Annotated in this window: 20 protein-coding genes; 10 read left to right on the top strand and 10 right to left on the bottom strand. The window is 40.2% G+C overall.

What is annotated here, in order from left to right:
• Positions 1-65: 65 nt before the first annotated feature.
• Genes GSQ84_RS21775 through GSQ84_RS21785 form a run of 3 tightly spaced genes read left to right on the top strand, consistent with a single transcriptional unit; the run spans position 66 to position 2,860 of the window.
• On the top strand, positions 66-653 hold the full coding sequence (locus GSQ84_RS21775) for an RNA polymerase sigma factor (RefSeq protein ID WP_158799488.1): 588 nt from the start codon (positions 66-68) through the stop codon (positions 651-653).
• 53 nt (positions 654-706) lie between these two features.
• Positions 707-1,624 (top strand): cation diffusion facilitator family transporter, encoded by a 918-nt coding sequence (locus GSQ84_RS21780; protein WP_158799489.1) that lies wholly within the window; start codon positions 707-709, stop codon positions 1,622-1,624.
• 57 nt (positions 1,625-1,681) lie between these two features.
• Positions 1,682-2,860 carry a metallophosphoesterase gene (locus tag GSQ84_RS21785; protein ID WP_158799490.1) on the top strand — a complete coding sequence of 393 codons (1,179 nt, stop codon included), beginning with the start codon at positions 1,682-1,684 and terminating at the stop codon, positions 2,858-2,860.
• A 121-nt stretch (positions 2,861-2,981) separates the two neighbouring features.
• On the opposite strand, the gene GSQ84_RS21790 is transcribed toward GSQ84_RS21785, so the two are convergent.
• Positions 2,982-3,329, bottom strand: a complete 348-nt coding sequence (locus GSQ84_RS21790) for a hypothetical protein (protein WP_158799491.1) — start codon at positions 3,327-3,329, stop codon at positions 2,982-2,984.
• A gap of 44 nt (positions 3,330-3,373) precedes the next feature.
• Positions 3,374-6,769, bottom strand: coding sequence for a glycosyltransferase (locus GSQ84_RS21795; protein ID WP_158799492.1), 3,396 nt, complete (start codon positions 6,767-6,769; stop codon positions 3,374-3,376).
• Positions 6,770-6,910: 141 nt separating this feature from the next.
• Here GSQ84_RS21795 and dinB point away from each other — a divergent pair, with 141 nt between their 5' ends.
• On the top strand, positions 6,911-8,044 hold the full coding sequence (gene dinB, locus GSQ84_RS21800; RefSeq protein ID WP_254070948.1) for a DNA polymerase IV: 1,134 nt from the start codon (positions 6,911-6,913) through the stop codon (positions 8,042-8,044).
• Between the two features lie 61 nt (positions 8,045-8,105).
• Here dinB and GSQ84_RS21805 read toward each other — a convergent pair whose 3' ends face one another.
• Positions 8,106-9,275 carry an esterase-like activity of phytase family protein gene (locus GSQ84_RS21805; RefSeq protein ID WP_158799493.1) on the bottom strand — a complete coding sequence of 390 codons (1,170 nt, stop codon included), beginning with the start codon at positions 9,273-9,275 and terminating at the stop codon, positions 8,106-8,108.
• A 436-nt stretch (positions 9,276-9,711) separates the two neighbouring features.
• Between GSQ84_RS21805 and GSQ84_RS21810 the strand changes: the two genes are divergently transcribed.
• On the top strand, positions 9,712-9,915 hold the full coding sequence (locus tag GSQ84_RS21810; RefSeq protein ID WP_216849011.1) for a DUF3606 domain-containing protein: 204 nt from the start codon (positions 9,712-9,714) through the stop codon (positions 9,913-9,915).
• Between the two features lie 3 nt (positions 9,916-9,918).
• Positions 9,919-10,116: a hypothetical protein gene (locus tag GSQ84_RS21815; RefSeq protein WP_158799494.1), complete on the top strand. Its 198-nt coding sequence runs from the start codon at positions 9,919-9,921 to the stop codon at positions 10,114-10,116.
• A gap of 13 nt (positions 10,117-10,129) precedes the next feature.
• Here the strand turns inward: GSQ84_RS21815 and cls are convergent, their stop codons facing one another.
• The gene (gene cls / locus GSQ84_RS21820; RefSeq protein ID WP_174238682.1) at positions 10,130-11,590 is read right to left on the bottom strand and encodes a cardiolipin synthase; all 1,461 of its coding nucleotides are present in this window, start codon (positions 11,588-11,590) and stop codon (positions 10,130-10,132) included.
• A 161-nt stretch (positions 11,591-11,751) separates the two neighbouring features.
• Here cls and GSQ84_RS21825 point away from each other — a divergent pair, with 161 nt between their 5' ends.
• The 3 genes from GSQ84_RS21825 to GSQ84_RS21835 are packed head-to-tail and all read left to right on the top strand — an operon-like array spanning position 11,752 to position 12,514.
• Positions 11,752-11,901 (top strand): hypothetical protein, encoded by a 150-nt coding sequence (locus GSQ84_RS21825; protein ID WP_158799495.1) that lies wholly within the window; start codon positions 11,752-11,754, stop codon positions 11,899-11,901.
• Between the two features lie 27 nt (positions 11,902-11,928).
• Positions 11,929-12,285, top strand: coding sequence for a hypothetical protein (locus GSQ84_RS21830; RefSeq protein WP_158799496.1), 357 nt, complete (start codon positions 11,929-11,931; stop codon positions 12,283-12,285).
• Between the two features lie 4 nt (positions 12,286-12,289).
• The gene (locus GSQ84_RS21835; protein ID WP_158799497.1) at positions 12,290-12,514 is read left to right on the top strand and encodes a hypothetical protein; all 225 of its coding nucleotides are present in this window, start codon (positions 12,290-12,292) and stop codon (positions 12,512-12,514) included.
• 81 nt (positions 12,515-12,595) lie between these two features.
• On the opposite strand, the gene GSQ84_RS21840 is transcribed toward GSQ84_RS21835, so the two are convergent.
• Positions 12,596-13,594 carry an aldo/keto reductase gene (locus GSQ84_RS21840; protein ID WP_158799498.1) on the bottom strand — a complete coding sequence of 333 codons (999 nt, stop codon included), beginning with the start codon at positions 13,592-13,594 and terminating at the stop codon, positions 12,596-12,598.
• A 152-nt stretch (positions 13,595-13,746) separates the two neighbouring features.
• Here GSQ84_RS21840 and GSQ84_RS21845 point away from each other — a divergent pair, with 152 nt between their 5' ends.
• Positions 13,747-14,112, top strand: coding sequence for a PleD family two-component system response regulator (locus GSQ84_RS21845; protein WP_158799499.1), 366 nt, complete (start codon positions 13,747-13,749; stop codon positions 14,110-14,112).
• Here the strand turns inward: GSQ84_RS21845 and GSQ84_RS21850 are convergent.
• From GSQ84_RS21850 to GSQ84_RS21870, 5 genes are read right to left on the bottom strand one after another with little or no spacing between them, the layout of a single operon-like run.
• Positions 14,109-14,639: a GNAT family N-acetyltransferase gene (locus tag GSQ84_RS21850; RefSeq protein ID WP_158799500.1), complete on the bottom strand. Its 531-nt coding sequence runs from the start codon at positions 14,637-14,639 to the stop codon at positions 14,109-14,111. The genes GSQ84_RS21845 and GSQ84_RS21850 overlap by 4 nt on opposite strands.
• 58 nt (positions 14,640-14,697) lie before the next feature.
• The gene (locus tag GSQ84_RS21855; protein ID WP_174238683.1) at positions 14,698-15,882 is read right to left on the bottom strand and encodes an aspartate aminotransferase family protein; all 1,185 of its coding nucleotides are present in this window, start codon (positions 15,880-15,882) and stop codon (positions 14,698-14,700) included.
• 60 nt (positions 15,883-15,942) lie between these two features.
• Positions 15,943-17,196 carry a sensor histidine kinase KdpD gene (locus GSQ84_RS21860; protein WP_158799501.1) on the bottom strand — a complete coding sequence of 418 codons (1,254 nt, stop codon included), beginning with the start codon at positions 17,194-17,196 and terminating at the stop codon, positions 15,943-15,945.
• Positions 17,196-17,870 carry a response regulator transcription factor gene (locus GSQ84_RS21865; protein WP_158799502.1) on the bottom strand — a complete coding sequence of 225 codons (675 nt, stop codon included), beginning with the start codon at positions 17,868-17,870 and terminating at the stop codon, positions 17,196-17,198. Before GSQ84_RS21865 ends, GSQ84_RS21860 begins: the two co-directional genes overlap by 1 nt.
• A gap of 17 nt (positions 17,871-17,887) precedes the next feature.
• Positions 17,888-19,258 (bottom strand): NAD(P)/FAD-dependent oxidoreductase, encoded by a 1,371-nt coding sequence (locus tag GSQ84_RS21870; RefSeq protein WP_158799503.1) that lies wholly within the window; start codon positions 19,256-19,258, stop codon positions 17,888-17,890.
• Between the last annotated feature and the right edge of the window lie 77 nt (positions 19,259-19,335).

Here is a 19,335-nt window from a genome sequence, read left to right on the forward strand (position 1 = left end):
ATGAGAATATCGCTACGATTAGGCCTGACTTTTGACTTCAGATTGACAAAACCAAACCTAAATGTATGCTTTCATTTTTACTACCCCTGGGTGATTTTCATGAGAAAATCTATCCTAAAGCAAATGACAGTGCAGAAGCAGCTCTTGTAAATGGCTTGTTGGCAGGCGAGAAACAGGCGCTTGAAAAACTTTATGCTTGTTATGCAGCTTCATTATTGGGTATTATTTCTAAAATCATCAAACAACAGGATGTAGCCGAAGATGTGCTTCAGGAAACATTTCTCAAAATCTGGAAATCTATCGCACAATATGATGCTGGAAAAGGAAGGTTATTTACCTGGATGGCAAGGTTAGCTAAAAATAAAGCTATTGATCATTTGAGAACCCGTGGAGAGGTGAATAATTTAAAAAATGATGACCTCGATGATTTTACCTTTCAGGTTAACCAACTCCATCATATTGAATATCATCCTGAATTTCTAGACCTTAGACAGCTCATCAAAACACTTACCCCTATGCAAACCGTTATTATAGATATGGTTTATTTTCAGGGTTATACACAGGCCGAAGTATCTGAAGCACTGGATATTCCCATTGGCACCGTTAAAACGAGGATACGAAAGGGCATTCAAACCATGCGTACATTCTTTTAATCAGATTCTGGTTTTCTGGTATACTGTTTGAAGAACAAATACCGGATTAACATATGGCCAAATCAAATAAATCAATTTATGCCGCTCTTGCAGCAAATGTGCTGATTGCAGTTACAAAGTTTACAGCTGGTGCTTTTAGCAATAGTGCTTCGATGATATCAGAAGGTATACATTCACTGGTAGACACCGTGAACCAGGTTTTACTGCTTTTTGGATTAAGAAGAAGCCGGAAGCCTGCTGATGCCACAAGACCTTTTGGTTACGGTAAGGAGCTGTATTTTTATTCTTTTATAGTTTCTATTTTAATATTTGGATTAGGTGGAGGAATATCTATTTATCAGGGTATTATACATATCATTACCCCAAAATCATTGGGCGACCCGACCTGGAATTATATCGTTCTTGCCTCTTCTGTCCTGTTTGAAGGCACTTCGTTTGTAATCGCAGCTAAAGAATTTAATAAGATCAGGGGGCATGACAAATGGTGGGACGCTATTGTAAGAAGTAAAGATCCATCCAGTTTCCTGGTGTTATTTGAAGATGGGGCAGCAGTTATAGGCCTGTTAACTGTGATAATTTGTATGTTTTTAAGCCACCGGTATAACCTCCCTCAGCTGGATGGTCTTGCCTCTTTACTGGTTGGCCTGCTTTTGGTAGCGGCTTCACTGATACTGGCGCGTGAAAGCAGAAGTTTGCTGATGGGTGAGGGAGTTTCAAAAGATACCCGGCAGATGATCACAAAATTGGTAGAAAACGATCCTGCTGTTTTAAAAGTGATCAATATCATCTCTACTTATCAGTCGCCCGATGAAATACTGCTGGTATTGATCGTTGCATTCAGGGAGGATCTCGATACGCAGGATATCAATGAAACGATTGAAAGAATCCGTATTGAAATTAAAGAAAAATTTAAACTCATGCGATTTGTCATCATTCAGCCAGAAATATTAACCAACCCTGTCCAATACTAGTATTTTAATTGCCGGTACTCCTTCCCTATTCTAAATGTCTCTATATTAGCGGCCAATATGAAACGTTTAATTCCATTTCTGCTGATTATCAGCATTGCTTTTGCACTTAATTTTTATGTTCTTTCGGGATTGCTTAGTTTAAGCTCTTCAGCATATGTCACACCTGTTTTCTGGATATGCATTATGGCGATCTACGGATCTCTTTTTTACGCCATCAGGAGAATGGCAAAATATGGCATGGATCTGTTTTTCAAAATCGTAAGCCATGTAGTGCTTACCTTATTTGCCTCAGAACTGGTGCTCGTTATTGTATTATTTATTGGCGATATCTACAGGTTGATTACTGGTACAGCAAGAAATAGCTATTGGGTAGATACCGCATTCATTCTTTTTCTGCTGACCATCCTTCTATTTATTTACGGGATGATTGTTGGGAAGTACAATTACAGGGTGATCAAACATGTGCTGCATTTTGACGAACTGCCAGAAAATTTTAATGGTTTTACTATTCTGCAGATCTCTGATGTTCATGCCGGTAGCTTTAATAATCCTGCTGCCGTACAAAGGGGCATCAATATGATCAAAGCACAGCAGGCAGATCTTTTTGTTTTTACCGGAGACCTGGTGAACAATAAGGCAGAAGAGATTAAACCCTGGATCAGTTATTTCTCGCAGATTAAAGCTCCATATGGCCAGTTTTCTATCCTCGGAAACCATGATTACGGAGATTATGTAAAATGGAATACAGAAACAGAGAAAAAGGCTAATCTTCAGCAATTGAAGGTTTACCACCAGGAATTGGGATTTAAATTGTTACTGGATACACACGTGGAAATTAAAAAAGACGGACAGCACATTATCCTTGCCGGTGTAGAAAACTGGGGCGTAGGATTTGGTGAGCGTGGTGATTTAAAGAAGGCCATGGAGAATACCAGTGTCAGCGATTTTAAAGTATTACTTTCACACGATCCAACACATTGGGAAGCGCAGGTAAAACAGTCGCCAGCAAATATCCAGCTTACCTTAGCAGGCCATACCCATGGCATGCAGTTTGGGATAGAAGCATTTGGAATCAAGTGGAGCCCTGTAAAATTCCGCTATAACCATTGGGCCGGTTTAAAAACTGAAAATGGAAGAACGCTGAATATCAACCGGGGATTTGGTTTCATTGGTTTTTCCGGCCGTGTAGGCATCTGGCCTGAAATTACTGTTATTGAATTGAGAAAAACCCGTTAATCTTTCATTTAAAGGGGCATTGAATCGAAAATTATAGTTTAAACCAAAACAGGCTGTCCATACGGGCAGCCTGTTTTGGTTTAAAGAATTTATCGCCCCTATGAAGCGCCAATGGTTAGCCCTATGCGTAAATATATAATTTACTGTCTCTAACCGGCTGGCCTTTGATCGCCAGGTATTCGCCTCTATTATCTCTTAATGCTTTGATCACAAAAGGATCATTTCCTTTTTCAGCCTCTTCAAAAGCAATCTTTAGCCTGTCGATATGGGTATCGGCATTTACTTTCCATTTTTTATCCTGGTATTGGAAATAAGCAAAAACGATACGTGTATCCCCTTTTAATTTTCCATCTAACCTGATAAATGAAGGATTAGCTTTTTTCAACGGCTCTACGGCTTTGGTATAAAACGTTTTAAAATCTGCGAAGATTTCTTTTGTATTGGTCATTGGTATATTTGTTTCTGACATGATTTGTAATTTTAACGCCGCCCCTAAGGGCTGCGCTGTATTTGTTATTGTTCTTTTACGTTACCGGTACGTTTTAAATTTCCCCAGCCTTCCAGCTCACCTTTTAAGGCTTTGCGTATAGACCTGAATAATACCAGGTACATTAGCTGTCTCCAGTAAAAACGCTGAGGTATGATATAAAGCAGTTTTTTGTAAGATTCTTTTTCCATCCTAAATGCTATTCCGGCAAAGAGCAGATCCACTACGATGAATATACAATAGTAGAAGAACACTTGTCCGAAACCATTATGCAAACTCATCAGACTTCTTACGCCTTCTACATTAAGGGAGTTAACGGACGATAAGGAGTAAATTCCGGTAATGATAGAAAGCAGCATAAAGAAATCTGCCAGCGGAGAAAACAAAGGTAATATGATCTGGTAGATCAATATGTTAGGCATACCTACCATACCGAAATAACCATATTTTTTGTTAAATAATGTTTTCCTGTTTTTCCAGAAACTTTGCATCACACCAAAACTCCATCTTAAGCGCTGTTTAAGCAACATGTTTACGGTTTCGGGAGCTTCTGTATAAGCAATAGCAGAATCACAGTTTCTTACTTCATAACCAGCCCTTAAAATACGCATGGTTAAATCGCAATCTTCAGCAAGGGTGTCTTTAGTGAAACCGCCTACTTCTTCCATAACTGCCCTTCTAAAAGCTCCGATAGCGCCAGGTACAACGGTGATCGTATTCAGGATATCAAAAGCCCTCCTGTCCATATTCTGAGCCGTGATGTACTCGATCGACTGCCAGTTGGTGATCAGGTTATTTTTGTTTCCAACTTTCACGGTACCCGCAACGGCAGCGATTTCATCTTCATAGAAATAACGCATCAATTCGGTGATCGCATCGGTTTTCAACTGTGTATCTGCATCAATACAAATTACAAATTCCGAATCTGTATGCTGGATACCATAATTAAGCGCGGTCGCTTTACCTCCGTTAGGTTTGGTAAATATTTTTACCTGTGGCATATGGCCAAAGGCTTCTTTAACCAATTCTACCGTGCGGTCTTTAGAACCATCATCCACAAAGATAAATTCTACATTTGGATAGGTGGTTCTCAGTAAACTATTGATTGTATTTACTACTGTCACCTCTTCATTGTAGGCAGGAATGATCACACTCACCTTCATGTCGGGGTTTTTCAGTAAAAACTCTTTTTCCTTTTTAGAATCGATTTTCTGTTTGATCGCCAGGATGGCAATAAATACACTTCTTAAGATCGCCAGGATAATAGCCAGGGTGAAAATAAAGTTCAGGGCTAATGTTCCGTAAGAGAATGCTTTAAGGAACAGGTCATCACCAGAACTGATAAAGTCACTGCTGTTTAATTGTACTGCAGGCATCAGATCATCTCTTTTTTTACCTATCAGCTGACCAATGGTAGAAAACTCATATCCATGGGATTTAAAGTATTTAATGATCCTTGGCAGGGCTTCCACTGTTGCGGCACGGTTACCTCCGGCATCATGCAGCAACAATACATTTCCAAGCGATTGCTGTTTCACTACAGCATCGAAAATCTCATCAGCAGTAATTCCCGGCTGCCAGTCCTGCGGGTCAATAGACTCTCCTATGTTGATATAATTCTGGTCCCTGCTTTGTACCACAGGCAAAATCTCCGCAGAAGTTGTTGGTTCTGCATCTGCATTGTATGGAGGCCTGAATAGGATTGTACTGTGTCCAGTAACGGACTCAATGATCTTTCTGGTGGCGTTTAATTCAAAATTCACCCTTTCCGGTCCCATCTTAGACATATCCGGATGGAAGAACGTATGGTTTCCAATTTCGTGCCCCAGGTTATATTCCCTCAGCAAAATACCCATATTCTGTTCGGCCATGATACCGACTACAAAGAAGGAGCCGGGAACTTTCTCTTCCTGAAGGATATCCAGGATTTCAGGTGTATATACAGGATCAGGTCCGTCGTCAAAGGTCAGCACGATTTTCTTTTCCTGGTGGCCATAACGGCGGATACTATATTTTGTAGGCAGATCCACATAGTTCTGACCGGAAATGGTGAAATCTGACGTATCTAGTTTCACATCGATCTTTCCTGCTTTTGGAATAGATACCAAATCGAGCACTTCACCTTCACCAGAATAATCAATCCTGTCATTTAATCCGATATGTGTTAATCTTTTTAAGTCTACGCCTGATTTTCTGACTGAATCGATACTCAGATCTTTGGAGATGAAAGTCCATAACCTTGGATCTTCCGATCCCATACGCCAAACGGCGATACCTGCAACACCCCAGTCATCCGCTTTCCTGATCAGGTTAAAATTGGTAGCGGCATCCGTAAAATAAACTTCATGTTTCAGATCAGATTCATCTTTATACGTGTAGTTCAGATTGGCTGTAATAGGATTATACATCACTTTTCCGCCATATCTGCTGGCAGTAGCAATTGCCTGTTGATAGGTAATGGTCTTTCCTACGTCTCCATCCGGCCAGTCATAACCATAACAGGCCAGGGCCAGCATCACCTTGTCTGAAGATATTTTCTCACATACCTTGTCCAGCTGCTCTTCTACCCATTGCTGATTTGAAATATCACCGGCATTGCTGCTTTCGCTATGCTGATCATAGGCCATGATAAAGATAAAATCGTTGTATTTATCCAGTATCGAAAGGTTATAGTCTTCATTATCAGGAGAGATATCCTGAGAAACCAGCAGGTGTTCTGCATGTAGCTTTTCGTATAAGTTCTTTTGAAAAGCGGTTAAAGGAGCATCTGTTTTTTCAGTTAGTTCCTCAAAATCAACATTGACACCGGCATAACCATAACCTTTCAATTTTTTGATCAGGTTGGCAATAAAGCGGTTCTGCAGATCTTTATCCTGTAATAGTTTATGGATAGCTTTCCCGTCAAACTGATCTCCGGTATAGTTAGAGACCATTGCAATGGCCGTCTTTTTATTTTTGCGGATCAGTTTCATAGCATCAGGGTCTACCTGATCAATCAATGTATCTGCACCATTTTTGATAAAAAAGGACTCTGTAACTACCATATCGAGTTGTTTGATATGGTCTTTCAAGTCGTCCAGTGACTGCGGGTCCCAGTTTACATAAAAACCCGCGTTGATACGTACTTTATTGTTAGGGTTTTTCAGGCGGTGTATTTTCTGATCCTGCCTGATCTTTAACAATCTCTTTTTGGAGATATTAAATTCCTTAAAGGTGGTCGATTTTTTAATCTGCTCCAGTTGTTTTTTACTTAACGTGGTTGCGGAGCTGATTTGTGGTAATGTTGGATAATGATTGGATACCAATGTATAAGCTACACAGGCAGTTGCAATAATAAAGACAATAATCAGCAGCCTTGTTACCCACTGAAAGGTTATCCATCTGCTTTTTTTGGTAGTCTGAAAAATTTGTTTTTCGGGCATTTGTGTGTTTAATAGTAATTAACCAGGATATAAAACTACAGTAATATAAGGTTTAAACGCAAATATGGTGCCTACGTAATTTACCAAAATCCTAATATTTGACAAATATAAGGATTGAATTTGACAAAAAAACCGTAGATAATGAGGACTTTTGCAGGATTCGTAATTAGTATGGAACCAGAAAGCCAAAAACCTTTGCAGCGCAAAATCATTCACATTGATATGGATGCGTTTTATGCTGCTGTAGAACAGCGGGATTTCCCCCAGTACAGAGGGAAACCCCTGGTTGTTGGTGGGTCTCCGGATGGCAGAGGTGTAGTGGCAACGGCAAGTTATGAGGCCAGGAAATTTGGTGTCCACTCTGCTATGTCTGCCCGCAGGGCTATACAGCTTTGTCCTGAAGCCCTTTTTGTAAGGCCCAGGTTTGATGCTTATAAAAGCGTATCGGTGAGTATCCGCGAGATATTTCACCGTTATACGGATCTGATAGAACCCCTTTCGCTGGACGAAGCCTACCTTGATGTAACAGAAGACAAGCTAAATATAGGCTCAGCCCTGGAAATTGCTAAACAGATTAAAGACGCTATCCGCGACGAGCTTAACCTGTCTGCATCTGCAGGTGTTTCCAGCAATAAGTTTATTGCCAAGATTGCATCCGATATGAATAAACCTGATGGTTTAACTTTTATCGGCCCCTCCAAAATACAGGCATTTATGGAGAAACTGCCTGTAGAAAAGTTTTTTGGCGTGGGCAAGGTAACGGCCGACCGAATGAAAAAGATGGGATTGCATACCGGTGCTGATCTGAAACAGCTTTCTGAGCAGGAACTGGTGCGGAAGTTTGGCAAAACCGGCAGGTTTTATTTTAAGATTGTGCGTGGAATAGATGAAAGACCGGTACAGCCACACCGGATCTCTAAATCACTGGGAGCCGAAGATACCTTCGAGCAGGACTTAGTTTACCTGGAAGAGATGGTAACGGAACTGGAGCAAATCGCTGAAAAGGTAACCGAACGACTGGAGAAAAGTAATTTAAAGGGAAAAACATTGACCCTCAAAATCAAATTCAACGATTTCAAGCAAATCACCAGGAACCAATCCTTCATCACTCCTGTTAATGATTATCTGTCCATCATTACTGCAGCAAAGGAACTGCTGGTAAAAGCTGATATAGAAAACAGGTCAGTACGCCTGCTGGGTATTTCCTTAAGTAATTTCGGAAACACAATTCTTACAACTAAAACGATTGATCCTGATCAGCTCGAGTTGTTCTAATTCATTTTAAAAGATGATGCCTCAGCGGCCCTCTTGTCAAAATCATCTCCTGCCGAAACTATTAAGGAATCACTTCAAAAATCATGAACTGAGCTTCTTCTTTTGGATTGAAATTATTATCAGCGGCAAAAATCAATGTCTGATGTCCGTTGGGCAATTTTGGGCCAAAGGTTGCCCCTTCGATATTATCGATATAGATACCCAGATCATCCATATTTAGCAGCAGCTTCTTTTTTATAGGATGCGATACTGGTGTTTTGATCATGGATTTCAGGTTGATGATATTATCGGCACCTTTCAGGTCTGCCATAAACACTTTCAGATTGGTTCCCTTTCCACCAGAATAGGCACGTTCAGTAACCAATAGCCGATCATCCCCTAACCAGAGAATATCAGGGATGCCATTATTAATTTCTGCTCCTTCTTTTGCCGGCGGCAGGGCTATAGGCTCCAGCTCATAGGCATACTGAGCGGTGTTCTTCTTGTTTTTCAGGTCGAACTGATATATTCTTACAAAAGCCTTATTACGCACCAGGCCGGCACGCGGGCCATCCTGATATAAAGGTTCTTCGAGGTTAACAAACAACGTTTTAAAATCATTTGCAAATGTTAGTCCTTCCAGCACGCCGTTTCTCCTGGGGCCACTTTCAGTCAATCTCATTCTTAAATTATCTGGCAGGGGAATACTGTCTATATATTTACCATTAGTGGAGATCACCGTAATGGTCGGATCAATCAGCGTGGTATCTTCGGGCGAAACAATGCGGTCACCTTCACTTGTCCAGGTGAGCTGATGCGTAATTCCATTGTAACGCATCCCTTCCGGATCGGTAGTTCTGGTGGCATGTTTGGTCAGCTGAGGATAAGAACTGCCATCTTTCTGGAGCATGGTATGCACTCCGGTAATAGTTACCTGGTCTATTCCTTTCGCAGAAATATCAATTTTGGCCGTGTAAAACCTTGCCGGATTAATGTGCGAGCGATCGTCGCTGATCAAGTAATAGGTATTACTTTTAGGATCAAAATCTATGCTGGAAAGCCCCCCTACTGTAGTGTTGGCAAAAGCCTGGTTATAAGGCAACACATAGGTATTAAGGTATTTTAACTGGCTTACGCTGGTAAGAAGAACTGGCTGTTTTACAGCGACATTTCTACTGGCACAGCCACTTAAAACCAATACTGCAAATAATAAGATTAAGCTTGTGCGGAAATGACTGCTGATACGAACCATGTAATATGTTTTGATAACAGGAGACAAATATACTCCCGCTGCACTGTTTATTTCAATTTATCTTTTAATGATTGCAGAAAAAGCAACAATTTTCTGGATTTTTAGTGATGGGAGATAAAGATATCTAATCAAATAATTTTGCTCTGGTATATCCAAATGGAGACCTGATGTAAAATGTCACATTAAAAAATAAAATCTTGTAAATAATTGAAAATCAACATACAATAAATTTCATTTTAAGCTAGATTTCAAAACATATAAAATAATTTCCGTCATTTTGTTAAGCTGACGTTAAGCAGGCGCAAATATTATCAGAAAAAACCTGTTTTCTTTAACAGGATCGTAACATTTGACGCGATTTTTAAAAAAATTAATTATTAAATTTAGGCATAAGTATTGTTATAAGATTCACCAGAACTATTTAATCCCTATGAATATGCTCAGACATACCTATTACGATAAAAACGAAATGAGAATGCCAGACAGAACCAGTATCGACCTGACTGAATATTATGATGTAGAATATTGGTCGAAGAGATTTGGTGTGAGCCCTGAGTTATTAGCTAACGCCGTAAAAGCATCCGGTACTACCGTAGCTGATGAAGTAGAGTTATATATCAGAAATAAATATCCTTTTTAATTGATGAGGGAATTTAAACTGGGCAGTATATTAATTATTGCCGCGATGCTGGTAATCGCCTACTTTGTGGTTAAATATATCGTTTTTCCATTATTTAACCTGGCATTGGGGCTGGTTGCAGGCATTATGTCTGCACTGATTACTGTCATCATCATACTGCTGATCTATTACTACCTGAAAGAGATTTTCGGGAGAAAATAGATCAGCTATTTTTTTATAATAGAGGCGATAATAAACGGGCCAATTTTTCGGGCAGTTGTTTATAAGCAGCCCTTTGCTCCCATGCCTCCGGATCTATCCGGGTAGCATCTTCCAGGTCTTTGTAGAATATCCTGGTCATTTCCACCGCTGTATGGTGATCATAAATCACGCTGTTGACTTCAAAGTTTAGTTCAAAACTTCTGTTGTCCATATTAGCTGTACCAATAACAGACAGCTGCTGATCGGAAACCATGGTCTTGGCATGGATAAATCCTTTCTGATATTGATAGATCTCTATACCAGAACGCATGAGTTCACCAAAGTAAGACCTTGCTGCTGCCGACACCATCGCCGAATCTGATAATCCCGGTACCAGTAAGACGACTTTTACCCCGCTTAAAGCGGCAACCACCATTGCGTCCAGCAGGCTTTCACCGGGTATAAAATAAGGTGTAGTAATTAAAATTTCTTGTTCTGCCATGCCTATAGCCTGGATCAGTGAAAATAAAATGGTGGGATTATCGGAATCCGGACCGCTTGCAGCAATTTGCACAATAGCATTTCCAGCGGTTTCTTTCTGCTCGCAGAAAAAGTCTGGCCTCGGCTCCAGGTTTTCGTCGGCACAGAAATTCCAGTCGCAGATAAACAGGTATTGTAAATAATAGGCACCGCTACCAGTTATTTTCACATGCATATCCCGCCAATACACTTGCTTTGGGCGGTTTTTATGGTTAATATAACGGTCGCTCACATTGATCCCTCCGGTAAAACCTACACAGCCATCAATCACAATGATCTTGCGGTGATTTCTATAGTTGATCCTGTTGGCCAATGCGATAAACAAAACCCTGTAAAAAGGATAAGCCTGTACACCTGCTTCAATTAGTTCCGGAATTACCCTTCTTCTGATACTTCGGCTGCCAAAATCATCATAGATCAGTCTTACCTCCACTCCTGCCTTTGCCTTATCTATCAGTATATTTTTGATCGTATTTCCAATCTCATCATCATCAAAAATATAATATTCTATATGGATGTGATTTTTGGCCTGCTGCAGGGAGCGGATCACTTCGGGGAATTTCTGTTCTCCATTAAACAGGATATCCACTTCATTACCTCCGCTCAGGTAACTGGTGCCATCATTAAGTAATAGCTTTGCCAGTTTCTGGTATTTAAGGATTTCTTCAGGAACGGTATCCCATATTTTTTTTGATTCCGTGTAAATCTGTTCCCTGATTGTTAACTGCATCTGTTCATCCTGAACGATCTTTTTACTGTACAACTTGCGCTTGCGGTAATTAGTGCCGATACAGAAATAAATGATAATCCCTAAAATGGGTAAGAATACGGCCAGCATCAGGTAGGCCAGCGTTTTAGAAGTAGAGCGGGTATCATAAATGATCCGCAGACAGGTAGCAATCACTGCGAGTACATAAAGAATCTCTAATAAAAGTATCCAGCTTATTTCTTGCATAGGGTTCTGTATAACCAAATGTAAAAAAAGAAATGGATCAATTGGCATGAAAACATACAAATATTAGGTATATTGTAGTTTAAATGAAACAATTAGTTAAATAATTATAAAATAAATGTGTAAATATTTTCTATATTAAATAAATTACGTAAATTTGTGGTATGAAGAATAATGATTGTTACAGTATAGAAATTGAAATTGACAGGCTAACCAATAGCATCGTCAATAAGCTCTCCGGAGAAAGTTTTCAAACAGAAGTTAACCCGGCAAATAAAAATGATCTATTGTATGTGGATAAAAAATACGGATGAAAGTTTCATTGAAAAAAAGAATCAAGGATGGATGATAGAACAGTATATAAGTTGATTACGGTTACAAATAATGAACTACAGGGTTTAATCAGTATTACAGATAAAATAGACCACATTTACTTACATTTGATAGAGAGTTCACCACTCAACTTTGGAATTAAAAAACGTTATGAAGGAGTAGGCGGCAATCTGATTGCTTATTGCTGCAAATTATCCTTCGATAATGGTAATGATGGCATCATTGGTTTTAAGTCAAAAACGAATTTAGTAAATCACTATGTAGAAAGGTTGGGTGCAACTCATATTGGAGATCAGAATATGATCATCTATCCTGAAAGTGCATTTTTTTTGATAAATAAATATTACTCAACAATAAATATATAAGACAATGGGATATATAAAAGAACCAAAAGGCGTGGATTTTATTATCGCGCCATCCGTTTTAAGTGATCAGGACAAGGAATTATTCAGAGAGGCTATTGCCACCTATAAAAAAATAGGTAAAACTCCAGATTCTATTCCGCTATCCTCAATCGTATCTGAAAATAAGACAAATAGTTATAGTGATGCTCCTACTGGCAAAACTCAAAAAAAGAAAAAAACAGGGAAATAACCATTTGATATAGAAAAACCGGTTAGACAATAACATCATTCCGGTTTTTCGTGTTGATCACAGGCGTATAAGGAAAACGCACTAAGTTAATTTAACAGCTTCGGCAGCCAGTTTGATCTGATCGAGTTCATGTGCGCTGAGGTTTAGCTGCATAGCGGCAGCATTTTCAATCGCTTGTTTCGCATTCCGTGCACCGGCCAATGCTACAGCAATACCGGGCTGATCTATCGTCCAGCGTAATAATAATTGGGCAAGTGTTACCTTCTTATCTGCTGCTATCGGCCTGATTTGATCGAGGAAGTGATTAACATGAACCAGGTTATCTCCAATAAACCAGGAACGGGTAGCACGATGATCGCCTTCATTGAATTTGTACCCGGGAGTGATCTTCCCTGTTAGCAAACCACGTTCCAGTGGGCTGTAAGCAATAATGCTGATGTTATTTTTCAGGGCATAAGGAACCAGTTCATCTTCAATCTCCCTGCGCAATACACTATAAGAAACCTGATTAGATACCAGGTTAACAAGATCTTTCGCCTCGGCTGTCTGAGCAGCATTGTAATTGCTCACTCCTGCTTCAATAATCTTACCCTGCTCCTGCAATCGAATCACCGCTTCGAAAGTTTCGTCCATGGGTGTGGTTTCATCCGGCCAGTGGATCTGGTAAAGATCGATATAATCTGTTTTTAATCTTTTCAGGCTTTGCTCGGCTTCATAAATTACGCTTTCTTTTCCAGCGTATTTTACTGTCTTAATTTCATTTCCGTTATTATCCTTCGATACAGAGTGAACGGGCCCTTTAAAATCCGGCAGGTCCCAGCGCATACCAAACTTGGTCATGATCTGTACCTTATCCCTGGGAATTCCTTTAATGGCTTCACCCACTAATATTTCACTATCGCCCTGTCCGTATGCCGGTGCAGTATCGATAGAAGTAATTCCGTGGTCGTATGCGGCCTTCATCGCTTCAATAGCATCATTTGTATCTGACCCGCCCCACATCCAGCCACCAACGGCCCATGCACCGAAAGTTATCGCGCTTAATTTTAGATTTGATTTTCCTATTGTTCTATATGACATGCTGAAGATTCTTTATTTAAATGAACACAAAAGTTATTTGATTGTTATAACATTCAGTTATTAATGCTTAAATCTGACAAACCTTCATCCGCTTCAATAATACTGGCACAGAATTGGTCGTAGAAATAAATCGTAAAGAAAGATAATTTAGAATGAACAAGAAAATAGTAATATTTGATGACGACCAGGAGATATTAACAGCAATGGAATCTGTACTTGATTTTGTAGACTGGGATTTAACCACCTTTTCCAGCGGTCAGGATGCTTTAAAGACCATTTCCAGAGAAAAACCCGATCTGATTCTGATGGATATACAGCTGGATGGCGTTGATGGAAGAGATATCTGCCGGGCCATTAAAGAAAGCGAAGAATTGAAACATATTCCCATCATCCTGATTTCAGGACATGAAGGCGCTGAATCGACTAAAAACCAAGAATTTGGGCCAAATGATTTTCTGCCCAAACCCTTTGATATTGGTGACTTAATAGATAAAGTATATTTTCAGCTGGCTTCTTAATCGACAGTCAGCTCAAATAGTGCCAGATCGATGCCTTCATAATGTTTAGGAAGATCAGGTGAACGCTCTGGTGTAGTAAATCCTACATGGCGAAATCCTGATTTTACATAGTAATTAATCAGCTGAGGGTTATCTCCCCAGGTATCCATTCTGATAAATTGCAGTGAATTTGCTTTGGCAAAATCTTTAGCCCATTTTACGATAGCCAGCATAAAGTTATTTCCCCTGAAAGAAGAATGGCTTACAATTCTATGCAGGTAAATGGATGGATCACCATTTTTTTCTTTCCAGATCAAAGGGTCGGAGAATTCCACTGCAAATATGCAGGCAATCCTTCCATCCTTTATAATTTTCCATTGACGGCCTTCTGCCACTTCCCTTTCTATCAGGCTGCGTTCAAATCCTTTCCAGTGCGTTTTAAAAACGGTTTTCTGAAAGGCAATGGCATCATCATAAAAACCGAAAATAGCATCTATATCTTCGGTAGTGCTTTTTATAAATTGTAAATCTTTATTCACTTCGCTCATGTCATTGATTAAATTTGGTTTTGCCCAGGTTATCGGCCTGAGTTAAAATCTCTAATTCTTATAGCCTGTCCAGGGCCTGCAGGATAATGCCGCAGGCTTTTCGGATCTCCTCTTCAGTGATGATCAGTGGCGGCGCTATACGTAATGCCGTTTCACAGTGCAGGAACCAGTCGATGATCACCCCTTCCGCTGCACAGAGCTTGCTGACGCGCTCTACCTGTTCAAAGGTATCCAATTGCATGGCCATCATTAAACCAATTCCTCTAACTTCTCTGATCAAGGGATGAACCAGCAGCTCAAGGAATAAATCCCCTTTATCCTTTACACCTGCTACCAGGTCTTCATCCAGGATAACATTTAAACTGGCCAGCCCGGCTACGCTTGACACCGGGTGCCCACCGAAGGTGGTAATATGTCCCAAAATCGGATTTTCCTTTAACACCCCCATAACTTCCCGGTCGGCAATGAAAGCACCAATTGGCATGCCGCCACCTAAAGCCTTAGCCAGCAATAATATATCCGGAACAATCCCATAATGTTCAAAAGCAAAAAGCTTACCTGTCCGCCCAAATGCAGCTTGTATTTCATCAAGGATCAACAAGGTGCCCATCGCTGTACAGCGTTCCCTTAGTTTTAACATATACTCAGTGGAAGCAACCCTGATGCCTGCTTCTCCCTGCACCGTTTCCATAATTACACAAGCCGTGTTTTCTGTGATCAGCTGCAGGTCTTCTTCCTTTCCAAAATGGATAAAACTTATATCCGGTAATAAAGGACGGTACTTCTGTTTGTAATGTTCATTTCCCATTACACTCAGCGCCCCATGTGTACTGCCATGATAAGCATGAAAACAAGAGATAATGCCAGACCTGCCGGTAAAACGCTTAGCCAGTTTTAATGCCCCTTCTGTAGCTTCAGTTCCTGAATTTACGAAATAAACATTGTTGAGCTGCTCAGGAAGAACACTGATCAGTTTTTGTGCAAAAAGTACCATGGGCGACTGCACAAATTCACCATATACAGTAAGATGGAGGTATTTATCCAGCTGCGCCCTGATGGCATCGAGTACTTTAGGGTGTCTGTGGCCGATATTACTAACAGCAAAACCCGATACCAGGTCCATATAACTTTTGCCGTTCACATCATATACATACATACCTTCGGCATGATCCGGTTCCAGCATATTGGGGCTGGTTGATGTCTGTGCATTGTTGAGCAAAAAGAGTTCTTTATGGCTGATCATTTCGGTTTCCTTAATTTGCCACAAAACTATTTATAATTTAAGCAATAAAGCCCTATTGATTTAAAATTCTACCCTAAAAATGTGCTGGGGGTTTACATAGAGATAATCCAGCTTAAAGCCGTATAAGTTGCAAATCTGGGTGCTAATGGCTAAGCCTAATCCGCTACCTTCGGAAGAAGCATCTTTATAAAAACGCTCAAAGGCCTTGCTGGCATCCAATGCAATAGGCGAACCTGTATTACAAACGCTAAGACCATCCTGGTTAAGCTGGATCGTAATATTACCATGGTCGTTATTATGCCGGATTGCATTACTGATCAGGTTATTCATCAGGATATCTGCCAGGTGTTTATTCATGTACACTTCCCTATACTCCAGCTGTTGTATCACCTGAATGGAATTGGCTTGCAGAAGCTCTTTGAACTGCCTGATTTTTAAACTAATCAATGCTCCAAATTCAATTTTCTCTTCATCTTCTATCAAGCGGTTTTCGATTTTAGCCAGTAATAACAGCGACTGGTTAAGTCTCGATAGCCTACTCACCGCAAGATAAACGTCTTCTATCAATTCGCCCTGTTTATCTGATAAAGCTTCGGTTTGTATCAGCGTATCTAACTTAGAATTGATCACCGCCAGTGGCGTCATCATTTCATGCGAAGCATTGTCTGTAAAACTCTTTAGCTCTTTATAATCATGTCTTGCACGTTTGGCCATCACCAGTACAGACTGGTTCAACTCTTCAAACTCATCAATCTCTGTAGGTTGCACAGAAAATTCATTGGCATCTGCCAGGTTAAATGCTTTCAGATGTTTAAGCGTTTCATGAAATGGTCGCCATAAACTATTGAGCAGGAACCGATTGATTACCATTAAGCTAAGTAAGAGAATAACGATCACGCTTAAAGTGATCAGGAAGATCAATCTGACCAGGTCTTCTGCCTCCAGGCTGGATTTGGTAATGCTTACCCTGTAAATATCACCTTCCAGTCTGATGGTGGTGATCAGGCTCCGTCCCGGTTCAGCTTCCCTTTCATCGGGCTTAAAATAAAGGTTGTGGCTATAATACCTTTCCCGCTGTGCCCCTTTTTCCAACAGTTCATAACTGATGCGCTGATCTTTAAAGTCATTGGGTATAGGCAATTTTTTGTATTTCCTTGCGTAAGCTACAATCTCTTCTTCTTCAATCTTCAGATCATGATCTAATTTTTGAGTTAGGATATAATGAATAGCAAAGTAGTAAACTGCGCCGCTTAATACCAGGATGAGCAGGGAAGTATACAAATTTGCCCTGTTGTATTTTTGTGCTAACTTCATCAGGCGCCAAATTTATAACCTACACCATACATTGATTTGATATAATCTGTACAACCGGCTTCCAGTAGTTTTTTTCTTAAATTTTTAATATGGGTGTAAATGAAATCGAAATGATCTGAAAGATCCATTTCATCACCCCAAAGGTGTTCTGCGAGAGCACTTTTGGTAATTACCTTATTCTGGTTCGCAATAAAATAGATCAGCAGATCGTATTCCTTACGCGTTAAATTCAAGGTATGATCGCCCACCCGGGTTTTCATGGCGAGGCTGTCGATATTGATTTCATGAAAGATGATAGAGTTATTTCCATCAAAGCTCTTACGGCGGACAATAGCCGTTACCCTGGCTTTTAATTCCGACAAGTGAAAGGGCTTCACCAGGTAATCATCTGCACCGAGATTTAGCCCGGATAATTTATCATCAAGGGAATGACGTGCAGAGATAATGAGCACACCATCCTTTTTATTGAGGTCTTTTAGCCTGCGCAGTACTTCCATGCCATCGCCTCCGGGTAAGGTCAAATCCAGGACGATACAGTCGTAACTGTACAAGTTAACTTTTGCAAGGGCCGATGGATAATCGGACGCAGTTTCACAGATACTTCCTTCTTCTGTAAAATAGGTGATGATACTGTCGCGTAAAGCCTGTTCGTCCTCAACTAATAAAATCTTCATTAAATGAATATAAGGAATTAAACCAGATTAGACTTCCCCTGCTCATTGTTATTATCAGTAGCAGCTACGGCAATTTCCTCTTTTTTAATTTCGGCTTTTATATCATCAATTTTTTTCTTCTCTTCAATGTAATCTACAGGTCTGATGATCATTCTTAAAGACTGGTCTTTAGAAAAATAGGCGACCATCCAATTATACAATGTATTTAACCTGTTTCTATAAGAGATCAGGGAAGCAAGGTGGATAAATAACCAGGCACACCACGCGATAAAACCTTTAAGGTGCAGTTCGGGATGAGGGAGATCAGCAACGGCTTTATTTCTGCCAATGATGGCCATGGTACCCAGATCTTTGTAAGAGAAAGCACGCAAAGGTTTATTTTCAACAGCAAGTTTTAAGTTTTCTGCCAGATTTTTACCTTGCTGAATGGCAGTCTGTGCAAGTTGAGGGTGTCCGTCCGGATAGTTAGGATCACTGGTCATGATACAAGTATCCCCGATAGCATATATATTGTCAAATCCCTCTACTTTATTGTAAGCATCAACAGACAATCTTTTCCCTCTGCCATAACTGGTATCAGGTATTCCTTCAAATTTCATCGCACTTACCCCTGCCGCCCAGATCAGGTTTTTAGTGGGTATTTGTCTGCCATCAGAGAAAATTACTTTGTTGTCTACAAAATCACTTACATGCGTGTTCAGGATGATATTTACTCCTAATTTTGTTAATGCTGCGTAGGTATGTTCCTGAGCCTGTTTACTCATGGGTTTCAACACTGCAGATCCGCCGTCTACCAGGTAAATCTTTGCACCGGTGTGTTTAATTTCGGGATAATCTTTATGCACGATATTGGCACTCATTTCGGCGAACATGCCTGATATTTCTACTCCGGTTGGTCCTCCTCCTGCAACGACAATATTTAAATTTTCCAGAATATCTTCCTGATTAGCTGACATCGTAGCTTCTTCCACATGGGTCAGGATCCTGTTCCGCATTTGTATAGCGTCCCCTACGGTTTTCATAGGAATGGCATTTTTCTTTACGTTTTCCATCCCGAAATAGTTGGTTTCTGCTCCACAGGCAAAAACCAGTATATCATAATCTACAGTTCCATTGGTCAATACAATCTGGTTAGATTCAGGAACTACTTTAAGCAGTTCACCCAGTCTGAACCGCAGATTGTCTTTTTTACGAAAAAGTTTACGGAACGGATAACTGATAGCCGACGGTTCCAGAAAACCGGTTGCTACCTGGTAAATCAATGGGGGAAAAAAATTGTAATTATTTTTATCTACGAGTGTTACCTCATAATCTTTGTTATTTCCAAGTTTCCCAGAAAGGTTGATCCCGCCGAACCCTCCTCCAATAATAACTATTTTTTTGTGCATAATGTATCGTTAATGGCATCTTCCAGTACAACTCTCCGGTTGTTCCAGCTCTAAGGACAGTTAAAAGTAAGGGAATG

The sequence above is a fragment of the Pedobacter sp. L105 genome (assembly GCF_009765875.1).
Lineage (GTDB): Bacteria > Bacteroidota > Bacteroidia > Sphingobacteriales > Sphingobacteriaceae > Pedobacter.